Below are 17,637 nucleotides of genomic sequence, written 5' to 3' on the forward strand. Positions count from 1 at the left end.
CCTTCAAATCATTTAAAATGGTTTACACAATGTAAAGGTTAACAAGTTGTAAACGAAGGGGTTAATGACGTACATGAGTACATTACCAAAATCAGTTCGCTTTCCACTGTTCATTCTGATGTTAAATCTGTTTATTGCTTTATTGGGGCAAGGGATGCTCATTCCCATATTGCCGGAGTATTTGAAGCTTTTTCATGCGGGAGGCACAGTAGCAGGATTTTTAGTTGCAGCCTTCGGTGCCGCTCAATTCTTCTTTTCACCTCTTGGGGGACAACTGTCTGATCGATTTGGACGCAAAAAGTTGATCATCGCAGGTATGTTTCTGTCTGTCATTTCAGATATCATATTTGCGCTGTCGACGTCATTACCGTTCCTCTATGTCGCACGGTTTATCGGTGGAATCAGTCTTGGTTTAATGGTTCCTGCCAACCTCGCATATGTCGCCGATATTACAACGCCAGAGACACGTGCGAAAGGCATGGGCTATTTCGGCGCAGCTATGAACTTGGGGATGGTTCTCGGACCTGGTCTGGGCGGTCTCATCGCCGAGATGGGCATTCGCATGCCCTATTTCTTCGCAGCGGGTCTGGGACTGATTGCGGCCCTAATGACGCTGCTATTGCCTGAGACACTTCCCCCCGAGAAAAGAACGGTCTCCATCCGTCTTCAAAAAGGAGATCACTTGGGCAAGAAAATCTGGAGTTCTTTTAAAGTCCCCTATTTCAAATACTTGATTGTGTTGCTTGTCATGACCTTTGGTCTCATGAGTTATGAGACAGTATTCGCTCTTTTTGCAGAGCAAAAATACGGATTCGACGCTGCAACAATCTCCATTATTATTACTTTGGGCGCGATTATCGGTATTATTGTGCAGATCTGGCTTTTGGATTGGTTTGTACAGAGAATCGGTGAAGTTAAGTTGATCCGTCTATCTTTAATAATCACCCCCATAGCTTTATTGTTAATGTTAATTAAGGTCAACCTTGTGTTTCTGTTGTTCGCTTCTGCGTTATTCTTTGCATTCAATTCGTTTTTGCGACCTTCGGTCAGCACGTTAATATCCAAAAATGCAGGAGATCGGCAAGGTTATGCATCCGGTCTGAATACTACATTTTCCAGTCTCGGAACGGTGATTGGGCCGCTGATCGCAGGACTATTGTTTGACAAAAACATAAACTTCCCGTATATTTTTGGTGCAATTATGCTGCTCGCTTCTCTCGGACTGACCTTGAACGCATTTCGTTCGAAGAAAGGACAATTGTATACAAGTGAATGAAAACTGGCATCAACAATTGGGAAATAAACATCGTGATGATTTGATTGCAGCAGGTAAGGAGCTTTTTTTGAAATATGGTTTGCTCCAGGTGAAGATTAAGGATGTATGTACAAAAGCTGAACTTAGTAGAGTGACCTTTTATAAACATTTTCAGTCTATGGATGAGCTTCTTCTAGCCATTCAGATGCAACTGATCGAACATTTAACGGATGAGGTTAGCCGTGCATCAACGAAGGACTTGAATGGACGAGAACAACTCAAGGTCATGTTGAATGCATGGGTTGTTTATGCCCAGGATCATCCAGACTACATCCGGTTTATTCAATTGTTTGATATCAACTATGAGATGTATGATTTTAGTCCTGAATTAAGAGAAGAGTATGATAAGTTCAACCAGAACGGGAAAGAAAAACATTTCCTGATGGGCGCTTTATCCCAAGGCGTTGTTGACGGAAGTATTAAGAATCCGTCCCCTCCGTTGGGTCTGGCTCAGTTTATCTTCACAACGATGATGGGCATGCTCCAGCGCATGGTAACTATTCGTGCTGCTCATGATAATTCATTGGATATGCGGATGACGGAGCAATTTGTGAAGATGCTGCTTCATTTTGTTTGTAGCGAGGATATACCCGAGTGATGGCATGGTAGATGGATCGATAAAACAAAAGTTTGAAATAAAAAACGGATTCCGTATATTGGAATCCGTTTTTTTCTTCATTAATTAAGCGTTAATCCGTTAGCACGGGCAACTGTCCTCCAGCTTTTAGTTGACCAAGCAATACTTTGATCCCGGCAGACGTATTTGGCTCCTGCTTTCCATACACAGCAATTCCTGAGCGCACGTTTTGCAAATAGATCGTTTCGTAAGGGTTACCGAGTGAGAACAGCGTGTATCGCTGATTACTCTTGTTCATCGCATTAATCAAGGTTTGATACTCACTCCAACCGAATTGGCTGGCCACATTACGAAATTGGTAAGAAGCAAGAATCACATAATTGGCTTTGCCAATCGCCTGAAGTGTTTCATTCATTTTGCCTTGACCAACAAGTGATATTTCAGTCTTTAACGACAGGTTATTAGCGGCTTGCAACAATTGTTTCTCAAGCTGTTTCGCCTGTTCCAGCTCGGCTGCGACAATAACAACCCGGTCGCCTTGCTTCATTGGATCAGGAAGCACACCTTCGCGACTGCTGAGTACAGTGACCGCTCGCTCTGCGATTGTCTGCTCCACTGCTCGGTGCGCCTTCGATCCGATGATACCGTTAAGCTGAGTTAGCTTTTGCGCAAGAGTTTGACTGCGTTCAAATAAACCATATTTCGCTTTCATCTCCAAGATTCGTTTCACAGATGCATGTATGGTTTCATCCTTGATCGTTCCATTGTTCACCGCGTTCACCAGCGTTTGATGGGCCGCTGCTGAATCTTTTGGCATAAGGATGATATCAACACCTGCGGAAACGGCGCGTTCCACCGATTGATTCTCCCCAAAATGCTCCGCAATTGCATTCATGGTAAAGGCATCCGACACAATGAGACCTTCATATCCCAGCTCTCCGCGCAGAAGTCCTGTCAGTACCTTTTTCGATAAGGTGGCAGGAATCGGCACATGTTCACCGTCTTTGAGAGAAATGACTTGTTCGTTGTCTATGGCAGGGAAAGCAATATGTGCGGTCATAATCATCTCTACACCATTTTTGATTGCAGCCCGAAACGGTTTTAATTCGACCGCATCAAGCCGTTCTCGGTTATGGGCAAGCACAGGCATACCAAGATGGGAATCTACCGTTGTATCTCCATGTCCCGGAAAATGCTTAACTGCCGCCATCACCCCTGATTGCTGTAGCCCTTTTATCGTTGCCAGACCAAGCCGTGTCACCATATCCGCATCCGAGCCAAACGACCGTATACCAATGATGGGGTTATCTGGATTGCTGTTGATGTCCAGTACTGGCGCAAAATTGATCTGCAATCCCAGTGCCTTCAGCTCCTCCCCTGTCAGCTGACCGGCTGCTTCGGCTAGTGTTGCATCTCCAGTTGCGCCAAGCGCCATCTGCCCGGGAAGGTTCGTGCCTCCTGGTATTCGCTTAATAACGCCTCCTTCTTGGTCGATGCTAAGAAATAGAGGAATGTCACCTGCTTCTCTTTGTATATCATGTGTGAACGTTGTAAGCTGCGTCACGTCTACAATATTTTTGTCAAAAAGAATAAGTCCGCCCAAGTCCTGATCATGGATAGTTCGTTTCAGCCCCTCATTAACGGTCGTTGTCGCTTTACCATTCCATTGCCTAATGTCAGGCATAAGCATCTGACCAACTTGCTCGCTCACCGTCATATAGGATATCAGTTTGTCCCAATCTTGTGTCCGAATGGCCACTTCACGTTCGAAGCGAATTACTCTCGCCATAAATACGGCATATTCAGCGCGCGTGACAGCTTGATTCGGACGGAAGGTGGCATCTGAATAACCGCCAACCAAGCCGTTTGAACTCATAATAAGAATGGGTGCCGCTGCCCAATGCCTGTCCGTATCTGTCCATTTTGCAGAATTCTTACCTTCCGCTAGTGAATATGCCCGTGTAAGGAAGGCCGCAGTCTCTGCGCGGCTAAGCGGTGTGTCCGGACGGAAGGTTCCGTTAGGAAAACCACTCGCAAGTCCATTTTTAGCAGCTATCATGATTTCTCGATGGAAAGGGTGTGTAGTTGGAACATCCGAATAGGTTGTGCCTTCCACTGCTCTTTGAAGCTGATCTGGATAAAGCTCGCGCACCATAAAAGTGACGGCTTGTGCCCTTGTCACAAGTGCCTCTGGCTTGAAGATCCCATTGCCATATCCGGCTACTGTTCCCCGTTTCGCCATATACGTGATGCCAACCTCTGCCCACTTGGAATACTTTAGATCAACAAACGTTTCTTCCGCAGCTGCCGTTCCCACCCCTATAAGCATAGAGCCAACAACGGCACCAATAATCGTCATCCATTTTACATGCATTTGTTTCACTCCTGTTGTATTCTATGGATGAATAGACGCTACTATGGTACAGTTTGTTGCGTTTTCATACTTCTATGAAATTATTCAGGTCATGACTAACCCTTTACACCGCCAATCGTCATACCCTGTACAAAGTATTTCTGTAAGAACGGATACACCATCAGAATAGGAACACTTGCAATAATGGTCATGGTCGCTCGAATCGAGGTTGGTGTGACCGCCGTTGCATTGCTCTCGGCAGACTGATAAGCATCACTTGCTGATGAAGTCGCTGAGGTCGTCGAAGTTTGCAAAATCTTCATCAACTCATATTGCAGTGTGCTTAATTCTTTATTGGAAGAGTTGTACAGGAATACATCGAACCAGGAATTCCATTGTCCCACAGCTACAAAGAGTGATACGGTTGCCATTGCGGGAATCGTTAGCGGCAGGACAACGCGGATAAATGTCGTGAACTCCCCTGCCCCGTCAATACGGGCTGACTCCAGAATGCCTTCAGGAAGACCTTCAATAAATGAACGGATGACAATCATATTGAAGACTCCAATTACACCCGGAATGATATATACCCAGAAGGAACCAATCAATCCAAGGTCTCGAATCAGCAGATAACCGGGGATCAACCCCCCGCTGAAATACATGGTGAATACAAAAAACATCGTAACAAACTTGCGAAGCACAAATTCCTGACGACTAACCGTATACGCGAGCATGGCTGTACAGAAGACGGACACCACGGTTCCAATGACCGTACGCAGCGCCGAGATCAGAGTTGCGTGATATATATCGGATTCGCCAAAAATGTATTTGTAGTTGTCCAGTGTCCATACACGAGGCCATAGATATATTCCACCCCGAATGGCATCATTTGCATTATTGAAGGATACGGCAATCATATTAACAAAGGGATAGATCGTCACAATCATCAGACATACCATGAAGATGATGTTAATGGTGTCAAACGCTCGATCCCCGGTGCTGCTATTCCGAAAGCGGGATGTGTTTCCTTTACGCATGGCATAGGCCTCCTTTTAGAATAGTCTGCTCTCTCCCATTTTTTTCGCTATATAGTTCGCGGAGAAAAGGAAGATGAAGCTGACCACAGTTTTGAATATGCCGGCTGCTGTACCTAAGGAAAAGTTCCCCATCCCTAATCCATATTTCAGTACAAAGATGTCCAGATTCTCCGAATAGTCCATATTCATCCCGTTACCCAGCAGATATTGTGGTTCGAATCCGGATTCAAGAATACTTCCCATGTTCATGATCAACAAGATCACAATAACTGGTTTCAAGCCAGGCAGGGTGATATATAACATCCGTTTGAAGCGACTAGCTCCATCAATCTCGGCAGCCTCATATTGCGCAGGATCAATTGCCGTAATCGCTGCCAGATAGATAATGGTGTTCCAACCGACATCTTTCCAGACCTCCGTTGCCCCTAGAATACCCCAGAAGTATTCACCTTTCCCCATCCATAATACCGGACTGTCAATCAGGTGAAGCTTCATCAGCAGCAGATTGATAATTCCGTCTGGTGAGAGGACTGTTAATACAATGCTGGAAGCAACAACCCACGAGATAAAGTGAGGCAGATAACTGACGGTTTGCACAAAACGTTTAAATATGACATTTTTCAGCTCATTCAACAAGAGGGCCAGTGTAATTGCTGTCACAAATCCCAACACCAGTTTAATGGAACTCATAACGAGTGTATTTCTCAGCACCCGGTAGAAGGTATTGTCCTCAAACAAGATACTAAAATGATGCCAGCCTACCCACTGCTGATCGGAGAAGGACCTCGCCGGTTTGAAATTCTGAAAAGCCATGGTCCATCCCCATAACGGCAGGTACTTGAAGATAAAAGCCCAGATGACAAAAGGAATACACATCCAGGCAAGTGTTCGTTGCTGCACAAGTCGCTTAAAGAACGAGTGTGCTCTGGTTCCCTTCGGACTCGAGGCTGGAGGCATCGAATTAAGGGAGACATTAGGTTTCTCCACGGTGAACCTGCTCCTTTCCTGTGCTGTTATTTATGCGAGGAGAAGCCGGAGTTATGCTCTTTCGTCTTCTCCTGCGCATGTAACAGTTTGTTTTAAAGTGTTCGTATTACCATTTTCCTGCTACACGATCCTTCACAACTTTGGTAATGGTCGCTTCATAACCAGCTTTGTCCAATTTGTTCAATTCAGCCATGTAGGCATCCCACAGCTTATCAAAATTCGATGGTGCTCCCAAGATCATTTCCGGTAAGTATTTACGTTGCAGATCATCCGATTTGGTGGTGAAGATCTGTTCAGGTGATCCTTGCTCAAGGGCGATGGACCATGCGGGGAACCATGGCCGCTCTTCCGGTTTGTTAAATAATTCACTAAAGGTTTGGATACCGTAGGCTTCAAGGAACTTGTTGTCTCCCTCGGTGTAAGATGCAGCGGCTACTTCTGGCTGGTTGCCAGGGCTATAAGCATTACCATCGGTAAGTGTAGATTCACCGCCATATCGCGGCCAGTCTGATCCGAAGTAAGTGAACCCGAATTTACGGCTCAGCTCCAGATCATCATGGGCTTTGCGTTGATCCTCATTTGCAAAATAAAATCTGCCCTTATCATCCACACTGTACGTCTCGTCCTTGATTCCCCATTGCACCAGAACCTGATTCTCTTCCTTCAGCAAATTATCGAAATATTTAATGATACGAACAGGGTCTTTGGCATTCACCGAGATACCTGTTGCATAGTTGTTGACAAAGCCCGGAGGATCAACATACTGATCCTTAATTCCTTCATCAAACACAATCGGAAGTGGTGTATAACGTTTCTCATCAATGCCTGCCGAGAGCAGGTTTTTCGACGCATCTCCAACCTGCCAGCCATAATTGAAGTATCCTAACACACGACCCGAAGTCAGCTTGGCCAAATACTGGTCTTTGTTCATCGTAAAGGATTCCGGATCAAGCATGCCTTGAGCATTGATTTCATTCAACTTCTGAATCCATTTTTTCTGAGCATCTGTTCCGGCGACAACTTTTGCCTCATGGGTAGTCATGTCGACCATGACACTGCCATCGTTCGGATAACCGGCAAGATGCATCGCTGGATTTTGCAGTGTGAAGAAGTTATTAGCCACACCCGCAAGTGACACAAATCCGATTGTGTCTGCACCGTCGACAGTTGGATGTTTTTCCTTATAATCCTGAATCAGATCAAAATATTCATCCAGTGTAGTGATCTTGGGATAATCAAACTCTTTGAGCACAGATCGTTGAATCCAGAAAGCTCCTCCGCCAACATTTGGACTACCTGAATACTCACCCTGATTAGCCGTATAAGGCAGCGCATAGATTTTTCCGTCTTCGGCATTTTTCATTTTATCGAAGTATGGTCCATACACCCTTTTGATATTAGGGCCGTATTCCTCAATCAGATCATCCAGCGGAATATAGGCCCCGGCATCCAGTAACTTGGACATCTCACCACTGGAGCTAATGACATCAGGATAGTCTCCACTGGCAATCATGACACCGGCTTTTGTAGCACTATCACCTACCAGATATTCCATCTTCCAGTCCACACCCGTCTGCTCTTGCAACGCTTTACCGATTGTTGTTTCGCTTGCCAGAGCATCCTTCTTGCCTGGAGAGAACATGTAATATGAGAACGTGACTGGACTGTTCTCATCATCACCTGTGGCTGAAGGTGATGATGACGAACTGTTCTGACACCCAGCCAGCAAAACTGTTAGTAATACAGCTAAACCCGCTGTTCTAAATTTTGGTTTTAACATGTGAATATTCCCCCGTTCCGTGTGTTCTCTTATGGATTACACTCACCATTTGCCAGCTACACGATCCTTAACTGCCTGCGTTATCGTAGCTTCGTATGTTTTCTTGTCGAGTTGATTCAATTGACTCATATATTCATTCCATGTGTTCTCGAAAGTGGAAGGCGAATCCATAATCATTTTGGGTAAATATTTCTTCTGGAGATCTTCTGCCTTGGTGATGAAAATCTGTTCAGGAGAGCCCTGCTCCAGTGCAATGGACCAAGCAGGAGACCAAGGACGCTCATCCGGTGTGCTGAATAGTTCTGTGAATGTCTCCACACCATATTTCTCTAACAACAGCTTGTCACCGTCCGTGTAACTAAAAGTGGCCACTTCTGGTTGATTGCCCGGCCCATAGGCGTTGCCATCCTCCAGCACGGAGTTATTGCTGTAACGAGGCCAGCTGTAATTAAAATAGTCAAAGCCGAACTTACGACTTAATTCCGGATCTTCATGTGCCTTGCGTTGGTCATCATTTTCAAAGTAAAAGCGGCCCTCATCATTCACACTATACGTCTCGTTCTCAATCCCCCATTGAACCAGAATCTGGTTTTCTTCCTTGAGCAAATTATCAAAATATTTAATAATTCGCACGGGATCTTTGGCATTTACGGTAATTCCGATACCATAGTTGTTCACAAAACCTGGCGGGTCCACATACTGGTCTTTGACACTGTCATCAAATACGATTGGTAGAGATACGTATCGTTTATCGTCAATACCAGCCTTCTTGAGATTGTTCGTTGCGTCTCCAACCTGCCAGGAGTAACTGAAATATCCCAGCACCCGACCGGAGGTTAACTTGGCGAGATACTGATCCTGGTTCATTGTGAAGGATTCTGGATCAAACATCCCCTGTGCGTTAACCTCGCTTAACTTCTGAATCCATTGTTTCTGATAATCAGATCCGGCTACCAGTTTGGCTTCATGGCTCTGCATATCCACCATCACACTGCCATCGTTTGGATAACCTGCCAGATGCATAGCCGGATTTAGCAGGGTGAAGAAGCTGCCCGATTCACCCGCAAGTGTGGCGAAGCCGATGGTTTCTTTTCCATCGATCTGCGGATGCTTTTGCTTGTATTGCTCAATCAAGTCAAAATATTCGTCCAACGTTTTGATCTTGGGGTAGTTGAACTCTTTTAACACAGCACGCTGAATATAAAAGCCGGTCTGGAAGTTAGGCTCTGACACATAACCGATGTTGGCAGTGTATGGCAAGAAATAGATCTTTCCATCCTCCTGTCTGAATTTGTCCATATAAGGCCCGTATACCCGCTTAATGTTAGGCCCGTATTGATCGATCAGTTCATCCAGCGGGATAAAAGATCCTGCATCCATCAATTTGGCCATTTCACCACTGGAGTCGATGATGTCGGGGTAATCCCCACTCGCAATCATTACACCTGCCTTGGTTGCACCGTCACCGACCAGATATTCCATCTTCCAGTCAACGCCTGTTTGTTCCTGTAGCTTCTTGCCAATGGTCGTGCTGCTTGCCAGAATGTCCTTCTTGCCACCGCCAAACGTGAAATATTTAAAGGTGACCGGGGTATTGTCATTACTGTCAGGATAAGAGGCTTCCGGGTTGGCTTTATTACAACCTGCCAGGGTTACAGCCAGTAAAATGGCCAGACCTGTTATAATGTTTCTTTTTCTAAACATGTAGCAAATGCCCCCTTAAAGTATGGTTTGTGTCTTTAAGCCTTCTCAATATATCAAGATAGCGCTTTCAAAGTTACCCATGAAAGTGTACCTCCTACTTTGAAAAGTATATCCCTCATATTTAGTCGCCTGGCATGGCTGATGGATCAAGTGGAAGCTTAATTTGGATACGCGTTCCTTCTCCTTCCCATGTCTGGATGTCGAATGAAAAGTGATTTTTATAACAAAGTTTTAAGCGACTATACGCATTTTTCATGCCAACATGCTCTCCCATATCGGTGTTTTGATCCAGGTAACTTAGCAACTCTTCCAATTTTGCTTGTGACATCCCTATACCGTTATCCGTTAGTCTGATATGGAGCTGGTCATTTTCCATTGAAACGAAGAGTTGAATGATACCTACACCCGGAGAGGACTCAATACCATGAATACTTGCATTCTCAACAAAGGGAAGGATAACCATCTTGGGGATTCGATACATCAGTACCGCAGGATCTGCCTCAATGGTATATTGGAGTTTTTCTCCAAAGCGGTATTTTTGAATTTGTAAAAAACTTTCGATGAGTTCCAATTCTTCTTTTACTGTCACATCATTCTGATTCCAACTAATCGACTTGCGAAACATCTTGGCCATGTTATGCACGATTTTGGCAGTCTCTTTCTCGCCTTTGATGAGGCTCCGCATACGTACCGACTCCAGCGTATTAAACAAAAAATGTGGGTTGATCTGACTATGGAGCGCATGAAGTTGTGCTTCCTGCTGCTTCAACTCCAGGTCTTTCTTTTGGATGTCGGCGAGATATACCTCATGAATCAGGTTATGGATCGTCTCGGTCATTCGATTAAATTCCATCGTGAGTTGACCTATTTCATCTCTTGCATCTTCAGGCGGAATCGTCTGGAAATTTTGTGTTTTTACTTTTTTCATATGTTTTAGAATACGCACCAGCCTGACATGGATGGATCTGGACATCGCCGCGATGATAATAGAAGGCAGGACAAAATTAATGCAAGCCAGCCATACGACGAAGGAACGGGACTTCCGCACCTCCTTCAACACAATTTCTTCATCCATCACTCCATGTAGGGACCACCCTTCCAGATAGTTAATGCCTGTATACGTAAGTTCAAAGGGAATCATTTTGGTCGGAAACTGGATCTCGCTGTAACGTTTCCCTATCTGAGCTTCTTCTGCTGTAGGATCATTTGAAAATTGGATGTGTCCCCCCGGATCAAGAAGATACACTTTTCCATCAAATCCACTGTTGTGGAAATACTGCTTGATCATATCCATATTCAGGTCAATTTTAAGTAACTGCTCTCTCCCCCCAGTGTCCAGATTGTCGAGCCTCTGAACCAGACTTAACATCTGATCCGATGAGATCAATGCCGGATAAGGGGCGGAGTATGCCTGAAATTGAACGTACCAGTCCGAGTTGCGGACATCGTCAGTTAAACGATCAATATAACCGGAAGATAAAATGGTAGAATTATCGGTATACACTTGATACCAGCGAATCCCCTGATTCATTTGCCCGGAGAATTGCCCTTTTAGATAGGAATTATAAGCGTCAATGTACTCAAAATGACTTTGAAATGAACGGGAGATGGTGTCGTTGAATACAGGGTCAGTATATAACGAATAAGAGAGGCCGACGCCCTGATCAATGGTTACCCGCAGGTCGTTCTTCAGATTGTTCAGTGCCATGCCGGCATCACGAGTTTTCTGACTACGAATATTGGCGGATGTAACATTGTAGAACACCACATTGGTAACAACGATGGGAATAAATACGGACAGGACATACATCAGCAGTAGTTTATCTCGAAGCTTCATGTAATTCAGGTTCCATCTTGGCATTGTGCACCTCGCTGCTCATTTCCCATAAGAAAATTGCGATATTCTGTAGGCGATAACTTAACAAGTTTCTCAAACTGTGTTACAAAATAATCCGCATTCTGAAATCCTACACGTGCAGCAACCTCGTACATTCTCAGATCCGTCTGGCGCAATAACTTCTTCGCCTCATGAATACGCAGGTTCAGCAGATAGTCATTGAAATATTGATTGTAGCTTTTGCGGAATAATCGCCCAAGATAAACGGGATTCATATAGAAGAGCGCAGCAATGCTTTTGAGATTGATGTTCTCAGTATAATTTGCATCAATATATCGTTTGATCTTGCTGATATCTCCTTTGGATCGCTCCATTCGTAAATGAGAGACATAATCCTCGGCTTCCTCCAACGCGATGAGAAATGCATTCTTCAATAGTCGTAAATTCCAACCTTCATGATTTTGTTGTGCCAGCTCCTTTAGCTGCTGCAACCCTTCATCATTACCACCCATTTCGTGGACTACAGCAAGAATACCCGTTATATAACGCAAAAGAGAACCCGATACAGCCTGAGGAGAAAATCGATTCATATGAAACAATTTGAATTTCTCTTCTACAATCTCGTGATAAGCTGACCTATTCCCCTCTTCCAGGCTCAAAATTAATTGATCCACCTCGTCTTGATATACATTGAAAACAAACAGCGGTTTGTCCTTGATCTCCGTATAACGTACGATACCTCCAGTTTCAGCATACTTATGCTTGGCTGCTTCTTCAGCCGCCATAAGGGATTGTGGGACATCACCAATTTCTTTGACGAGTGTTCCTGCGTAAAGACCGATATCCAAGTTAAACCTTTTGCTCAGTGTTATATGAATATTATGCAGTTTATCCTGTAACGCCGAGCCCCCTTGATGATGATCAGGCCACAACAGTAATAAAGCAAACATGCCGCGTTGTTGCTCACTGATGAACATTTTGCATAAATTACTCTCCAGAGAATGTACTGCTTCACGTAGCTCTTCAATGGTAATTTTAATTTCATCTAATCCGGTCTGAAGTTCAATCAAAGTCATGAGCAGACTTGAACTACGATTGATCCCAAGCATCTCGGCATATCGATGTTCATCTTCCTTCTGTACATGGCCTTTGATCACATCCTCCAGCATGATGTTACTCGCCTGCCCCTCAGCCAAAAGAATATGTTTTCTTTTATTGCAAATCAGATTAGCCGACTTCTGCAACGTCACCGTCAGTTCTTCATCATCAATAGGCTTCAGGATATAGTCATGAACACCGTACCTGATTGCCTGCTGTGCATATTTGAAGTCATGATAACCACTGATGATAATGAACACAGGTTCCAGATGTGGCATTTTCTCTACGGCACGTATCAGTTCCAGTCCATCCAGGATTGGCATGCGGATATCTGTTATAATCACGTCTGGTTGCAGGCTTTCAATCAGATTTAATGCCTCTGCACCGTTCTCTGCCTCTCCGATAATCTCCATATTAAGATACATCCAATTTATGAGTTCATACAGCCCCTTTCGTACATACATCTCGTCATCTACCAGTAATACTTTTAACATCCGTGTGTCCCCTTTCCTCCAACGAAAATAAACCGCCGGTAGCATGTCTCCCTATCGGCGGTATCTAATATGGTGACTGTTGTAGTTCGATGATTGATCCACTGGCCCATGGCATCAGGCAAAACCAGGTGCTGGCTGGCGTACCATCCGCATATTTTTCAGTGACCAGTCCTTCCGAATGACAGAAGCGTTCAGACATCCATCCTTTTTTGCCATAGCCGAATTCTTGATCATAACGATTATAGGTCTGACACCCCCACCCGATGGTATCCATCATGCTAGGATGGTTACATTTTATAGGTTCACGTCTGCAATTTCATTGCACAAACGGCTATATTTATTGCGCGAAACGACAAGGAGGTCATATATCTGATATGAATGAGACTTCAGAATACCTGTTTAATAAATTTTATTTGCATTGAGCAAAAACACGCCAACTCTTGCCTATATCTTATCTCAGCAAATAAAAAGAGCGAATTCGCACGGCAATTTATTCAGCCGGCATTCGCTCAGGTAATCGGTAAGTTCTTATTTGTTATTCCATTTATCCCCTTTTAATTCAATCATAGCATTGGGGCCAGGGAAGGTTAATTCTATCTTTTGGTCCAGATAGGATACGGTTACTCTTGATTCTGCAATAGAGCGAATTCTGGTATTTAACAGACGACCATTTTCCCATTCCAGATCTATTTCAAATCCGCCACGAGCCCGAATACCACGAATATATCCTTTTGACCAAGCTGATGGCAAAGCAGGTAACAATCTGATTACTTCGTTATGACTCTGGAGAAGCATCTCTGCTATCCCTGCAGTACCTCCAAAGTTCCCATCAATTTGAAATGGAGGATGGTCACAGAACAGATTGGGTAACGTGGAGGAACGAAGAAGTTCCACGATGTTATCGTGTGCAAGTTCCGACTCCTCCAATCGTGCCCACATGTTGAGAATCCACGCCCGGCTCCATCCAGTGTGTCCACCACCGTGTTCCAGTCTTCTGTCGAGTGTTACACGAGCTGCCTTGGCCAGGTCAGGCGTTGATTGCAACGTAATTTGCGTTCCAGGATGCAAAGCGAATAAATGGGAAATATGTCTGTGACCCGGTTCCAATTCATCATAATCGTTACTCCACTCTTGGATCTGGCCATGTTTTCCAATGGAGGTCTCCGGTATTTTGGTTAAAGCACTACGGAGTAATTCTCCAAATTCCTGATCTTCTTGCAATATACGAGTACTCTCAATGCAACGCGTGAAGAGTTCTCTAATAATCTGATTATCCATTGAAGCACCAAAACATAAAGCCCCCGACTCTCCATTATCTAATATATAGCGATTTTCCGGTGAGGACGAAGGACATATCACCCAATTGCCGGAAGGATCCTCTATTAGATAATCCAGAATAAACATAGCCGCATCTTTCATCGTGGCGTAAACTTTTTTAAGAAATTGAACATCTTTATTATATTCGTAGTGGTCCCATAGATGTAATGAAAGCCATGCTCCTCCCATAGTCCAAAACGTCGATGTCATGCATACATCCTGCGGAGCAGCGTCTGCCCAGATATCCGAATTGTGATGAGCAACGAACCCCTTGCATCCATACATGGTTCTAGCGGTTTCCTTTCCCCGGACTTGCAGTCGATCTATAAAATCAAACAATGGAACGTGACATTCAGACAGATTGCAGCTTTCTGCAGGCCAGTAGTTCATCTGTGTATTAATATTAATTGTATATTTGCTATCCCATACAGGAAGCATGTCTTTATTCCATATCCCTTGAAGGTTTGCAGGTAAAGAACCTGGACGACTGCTTGAGATAAGCAGATAACGACCAAATTGAAAGTATAGACTCATCAGTTCCGGATCATGCTTTCCAGCTCTAAGCCGCTCAAGGCGCTGATCGATTGGAAGTTCGGAATATACAACATCTTTATTTTCATCTTCGAGATGTATATCCATCTTTTTGAATAAGGATTGATAGTCCGAGACATGATCAGCGAGCAGTTCGCTATATGGTTTTGCGGAAGCAGCATCAATTCTGCGGAGGCACTCCACTTCGAGTTGTTCCTTGGGTACTCGGAAATCCGTGCAAGCCGTGATTAGAATAGTCGCTGAATTACCATTCTTCAAAGAAAGCTGACCGCTTGAATAATGAACCTGCCCCCCTTCAGATATAAGGCGAATCGCACAAGAAAATCGGATTCCTTCTTCTCCCCCACTTCTTCCCCGGATGATCAAGTCATTCGTTCCACGCCTCTCGATCCGGTCCAGATAGGATTGGAAACCAACAGGATGCTTAAGAATATCGGAATAGGCTGTTGATTCCAGAACGGTTCCCCTGCCAAAAACAGTGGAGAAAGATAACTTTCCAGGCACACTAGATTTGAGATGAACAACGAGCACTTGATCCGGGTAGCTAGCAAAATATTCTCGGCTGTAAATGGATTGATCTGCGGTATAATTCACGTTTACCTTGCCTTGTTTCAGATCGAGATGTCTTTGATATCCATTTGGTTCATGTTCACTGTGATCCATAGCGATATAGAAGTCCCCTAATGGCTCATAATGCCTTTGCCCGTCAGGAACACCTACCAGAGTATCTGCTGCGAATTCTTCTGCTTCCCTAATCTTACCGTCAAAAATCAGGCTTCTGATCTGAGATAAAGATTCAAGTGCTTGAGGATTATTCCGCTGCATCGGACCACCATACCACAGACTATCTTCATTAAGCTGAATTCTCTCGATCTGTGTTTTTCCAAAAATCATGCCTCCAAGAGTTCCATTTCCGATAGGCAATGCCTCTTCCCATGTTCCAGCAGGTTGATTAAACCAGATATTTTTGGTCTTCACGTTAAAACCTCCAACGAATTATAATTCCTCACATTTTCATGTTTAGTGTGTTCCGTTTGTATGTTCTTTCAGTGTACTGTAATCTCTTAAGCATCTAAATGAACAAAATTAACTTGAATTATCACAATCTTATCCCAGCATTAGAGGTGTAATCGTGAATTCCGAAACTGACAGTACAAATTCTTTGTTCTGGACAAGGAAGTATAGCTATTGGCAATAAAAAAAGCCGCTATAATAGCGGCTCTGTTTCGTTCATTTATTTAGATTACGTGAATCTTGGCATAAGTTATAAGATATTTCGCTCCATTTGTTGCATGAATTGTCTCAATATCAACCGATCTTCCGAAGAAATGGATTGAAGTAGTTTCTCTTGCTGCTCTCTCCATTTATGCTCAACCGGTTTTTCTAATTCTTTGCCCTTATCGGTTAGAAAGATACGCATAATCCTTGCATCCTGTACATCACGCTTGCGATATATAAATCCGTTCTGTTCCAGTGATTTGACCATGTTTGTAACCGTTGGTGGTTCGCATTTCATATGTTCACTTAGTTGCATCTGTGTTACCCCATCACCCAACCACAGCCGATACAACAAATTATCTTGTCCTACATAGAGATTAAGTTCCCGAAGAGATTCACTATAATTTCGTCGCATTTGGGAGGAAATTCGATCTAAAGACTGTCGAATTTCACAATCTACTGTATTTGTCATGAACGATCCCTCCCTAACATCCGAATTATATTTAGCAGACTAAATGTATCATGGGGATATATAGGTGTCAATTCTCCTTAGTTTCGTCTTTAAGGGCCTTTTCCTATCCAAGTTTCACCCGAAAGATTGGTTTAGTCCTTATTTTTTGGCAAAACCTTGTTTGTTCAAATAGGCCATCATTTGCGGTTGAATACTTCTCTCGAGGTGATCCTGGATATGGTCACTCCATCCTTTTACTTTTTTTACGGTGAAAGGAGCTCTCGTCGGACGATTTTCATAATACTTCAGCATGGTCTCATCATAAATTGCTAATTTCTCTTGATCCATTGGTTGGTATTGATTATCAAGCAATACCATGGATTGAGGGAGCCGAGGTTTCAGTTCCGGCTTATCTCCAGCTGGATTACCGATACATAATCCCACCAGAGGGATAACATATTTCGGTAAATTCAATACGCCAGATAGTTCGCTAATATTGGCTCTGACCCCACCAATGAAAACTCCGCCAAGTCCCAGCGATTCAGCCGCGGTTAACGCATTTTGTGCCATCAGGCCAGCATCGAATGAACCAATCAACAGAAATTCAATATATTCAATATCCACATCCGGAGCGATTTCATGATTTCGGTTGAAATCAGCACAGAAGATCCAGAATTCTGCCGCTTCTTCAATATAGGGTTGATCGACACACAGATGTCTGAGTTTTTTTCGAAGTACTGGATCTGTGATGCGTATAATGGATACCGCCTGCAGAAGACTGAACGATGAAGTTTGATTTGCTGCCTGAAATATTGCATCTATTTGTTCCTCAGTTAGGGGTTGAGATGTGTAAGAACGAAACGATGTATGGTTATGAAGCAATTCGAGTGTGTTATTCATTAAAAAGCTCTCCTTTA

Annotated in this window: 13 protein-coding genes; 2 read left to right on the top strand and 11 right to left on the bottom strand. The window is 43.9% G+C overall.

Annotation, left to right across the window (positions count from 1 at the left end; translation table 11 throughout):
- Positions 1-73 precede the first annotated feature (73 nt).
- Together QF041_RS05540 and QF041_RS05545 are read left to right on the top strand one after the other, a co-directional pair.
- Complete coding sequence (locus tag QF041_RS05540; protein WP_307412738.1) at positions 74-1,276, top strand: MFS transporter; 1,203 nt, start codon at positions 74-76, stop codon at positions 1,274-1,276.
- Positions 1,269-1,913: a TetR/AcrR family transcriptional regulator gene (locus tag QF041_RS05545; protein ID WP_307412740.1), complete on the top strand. Its 645-nt coding sequence runs from the start codon at positions 1,269-1,271 to the stop codon at positions 1,911-1,913. The genes QF041_RS05540 and QF041_RS05545 overlap by 8 nt, the downstream gene beginning before the upstream one ends.
- 91 nt (positions 1,914-2,004) lie before the next feature.
- Here QF041_RS05545 and QF041_RS05550 read toward each other — a convergent pair whose 3' ends face one another.
- The 11 genes from QF041_RS05550 to nfsA all read right to left on the bottom strand — a co-directional run bounded on the left by QF041_RS05550 (position 2,005) and on the right by nfsA (position 17,620).
- Positions 2,005-4,266, bottom strand: a complete 2,262-nt coding sequence (locus QF041_RS05550; RefSeq protein ID WP_307412741.1) for a glycoside hydrolase family 3 N-terminal domain-containing protein — start codon at positions 4,264-4,266, stop codon at positions 2,005-2,007.
- 95 nt (positions 4,267-4,361) lie between these two features.
- Positions 4,362-5,282 (bottom strand): carbohydrate ABC transporter permease, encoded by a 921-nt coding sequence (locus tag QF041_RS05555; RefSeq protein ID WP_307412743.1) that lies wholly within the window; start codon positions 5,280-5,282, stop codon positions 4,362-4,364.
- A 15-nt stretch (positions 5,283-5,297) separates the two neighbouring features.
- Positions 5,298-6,239, bottom strand: coding sequence for an ABC transporter permease (locus QF041_RS05560; RefSeq protein ID WP_051153902.1), 942 nt, complete (start codon positions 6,237-6,239; stop codon positions 5,298-5,300).
- A gap of 136 nt (positions 6,240-6,375) precedes the next feature.
- Complete coding sequence (locus QF041_RS05565; RefSeq protein ID WP_307412745.1) at positions 6,376-8,049, bottom strand: ABC transporter substrate-binding protein; 1,674 nt, start codon at positions 8,047-8,049, stop codon at positions 6,376-6,378.
- Between the two features lie 42 nt (positions 8,050-8,091).
- Positions 8,092-9,753, bottom strand: coding sequence for an ABC transporter substrate-binding protein (locus QF041_RS05570; protein ID WP_307412746.1), 1,662 nt, complete (start codon positions 9,751-9,753; stop codon positions 8,092-8,094).
- A 121-nt stretch (positions 9,754-9,874) separates the two neighbouring features.
- Complete coding sequence (locus tag QF041_RS05575) at positions 9,875-11,614, bottom strand: sensor histidine kinase (protein WP_307412747.1); 1,740 nt, start codon at positions 11,612-11,614, stop codon at positions 9,875-9,877.
- On the bottom strand, positions 11,596-13,182 hold the full coding sequence (locus tag QF041_RS05580) for a response regulator transcription factor (protein WP_307412749.1): 1,587 nt from the start codon (positions 13,180-13,182) through the stop codon (positions 11,596-11,598). The genes QF041_RS05575 and QF041_RS05580 overlap by 19 nt, the downstream gene beginning before the upstream one ends.
- Positions 13,183-13,246: 64 nt before the next feature.
- Entirely contained in the window at positions 13,247-13,459 is a 213-nt protein-coding gene (locus tag QF041_RS05585; protein WP_307412751.1) for a hypothetical protein, read from the bottom strand.
- A 251-nt stretch (positions 13,460-13,710) separates the two neighbouring features.
- Positions 13,711-16,029 (bottom strand): glycoside hydrolase family 95 protein, encoded by a 2,319-nt coding sequence (locus QF041_RS05590; RefSeq protein WP_307412754.1) that lies wholly within the window; start codon positions 16,027-16,029, stop codon positions 13,711-13,713.
- A 286-nt stretch (positions 16,030-16,315) separates the two neighbouring features.
- On the bottom strand, positions 16,316-16,741 hold the full coding sequence (locus tag QF041_RS05595) for a MarR family winged helix-turn-helix transcriptional regulator (protein WP_307412756.1): 426 nt from the start codon (positions 16,739-16,741) through the stop codon (positions 16,316-16,318).
- Between the two features lie 138 nt (positions 16,742-16,879).
- Entirely contained in the window at positions 16,880-17,620 is a 741-nt protein-coding gene (gene nfsA / locus QF041_RS05600; RefSeq protein ID WP_307412758.1) for an oxygen-insensitive NADPH nitroreductase, read from the bottom strand.
- Positions 17,621-17,637 lie beyond the last annotated feature (17 nt).

Origin of the sequence: Paenibacillus sp. W2I17 (assembly GCF_030815985.1) — a bacterium.
GTDB lineage: Bacteria > Bacillota > Bacilli > Paenibacillales > Paenibacillaceae > Paenibacillus.

Excerpts from the sequence above, each read along its gene's own strand:
- QF041_RS05540 (WP_307412738.1), top strand. The coding sequence starts at position 74 with ATGAGTACATTACCAAAATCAGTTCGCTTTCCACTGTTCATTCTGATG.
- QF041_RS05550 (WP_307412741.1), bottom strand. The coding sequence starts at position 4,266 with ATGCATGTAAAATGGATGACGATTATTGGTGCCGTTGTTGGCTCTATG.
- QF041_RS05555 (WP_307412743.1), bottom strand. The coding sequence starts at position 5,282 with ATGCGTAAAGGAAACACATCCCGCTTTCGGAATAGCAGCACCGGGGAT.
- QF041_RS05560 (WP_051153902.1), bottom strand. The coding sequence starts at position 6,239 with ATGCCTCCAGCCTCGAGTCCGAAGGGAACCAGAGCACACTCGTTCTTT.
- QF041_RS05565 (WP_307412745.1), bottom strand. The coding sequence starts at position 8,049 with ATGTTAAAACCAAAATTTAGAACAGCGGGTTTAGCTGTATTACTAACA.
- QF041_RS05570 (WP_307412746.1), bottom strand. The coding sequence starts at position 9,753 with ATGTTTAGAAAAAGAAACATTATAACAGGTCTGGCCATTTTACTGGCT.
- QF041_RS05575 (WP_307412747.1), bottom strand. The coding sequence starts at position 11,614 with ATGCCAAGATGGAACCTGAATTACATGAAGCTTCGAGATAAACTACTG.
- QF041_RS05580 (WP_307412749.1), bottom strand. The coding sequence starts at position 13,182 with ATGTTAAAAGTATTACTGGTAGATGACGAGATGTATGTACGAAAGGGG.
- QF041_RS05585 (WP_307412751.1), bottom strand. The coding sequence starts at position 13,459 with ATGATGGATACCATCGGGTGGGGGTGTCAGACCTATAATCGTTATGAT.
- QF041_RS05595 (WP_307412756.1), bottom strand. The coding sequence starts at position 16,741 with ATGACAAATACAGTAGATTGTGAAATTCGACAGTCTTTAGATCGAATT.
- nfsA (WP_307412758.1), bottom strand. The coding sequence starts at position 17,620 with ATGAATAACACACTCGAATTGCTTCATAACCATACATCGTTTCGTTCT.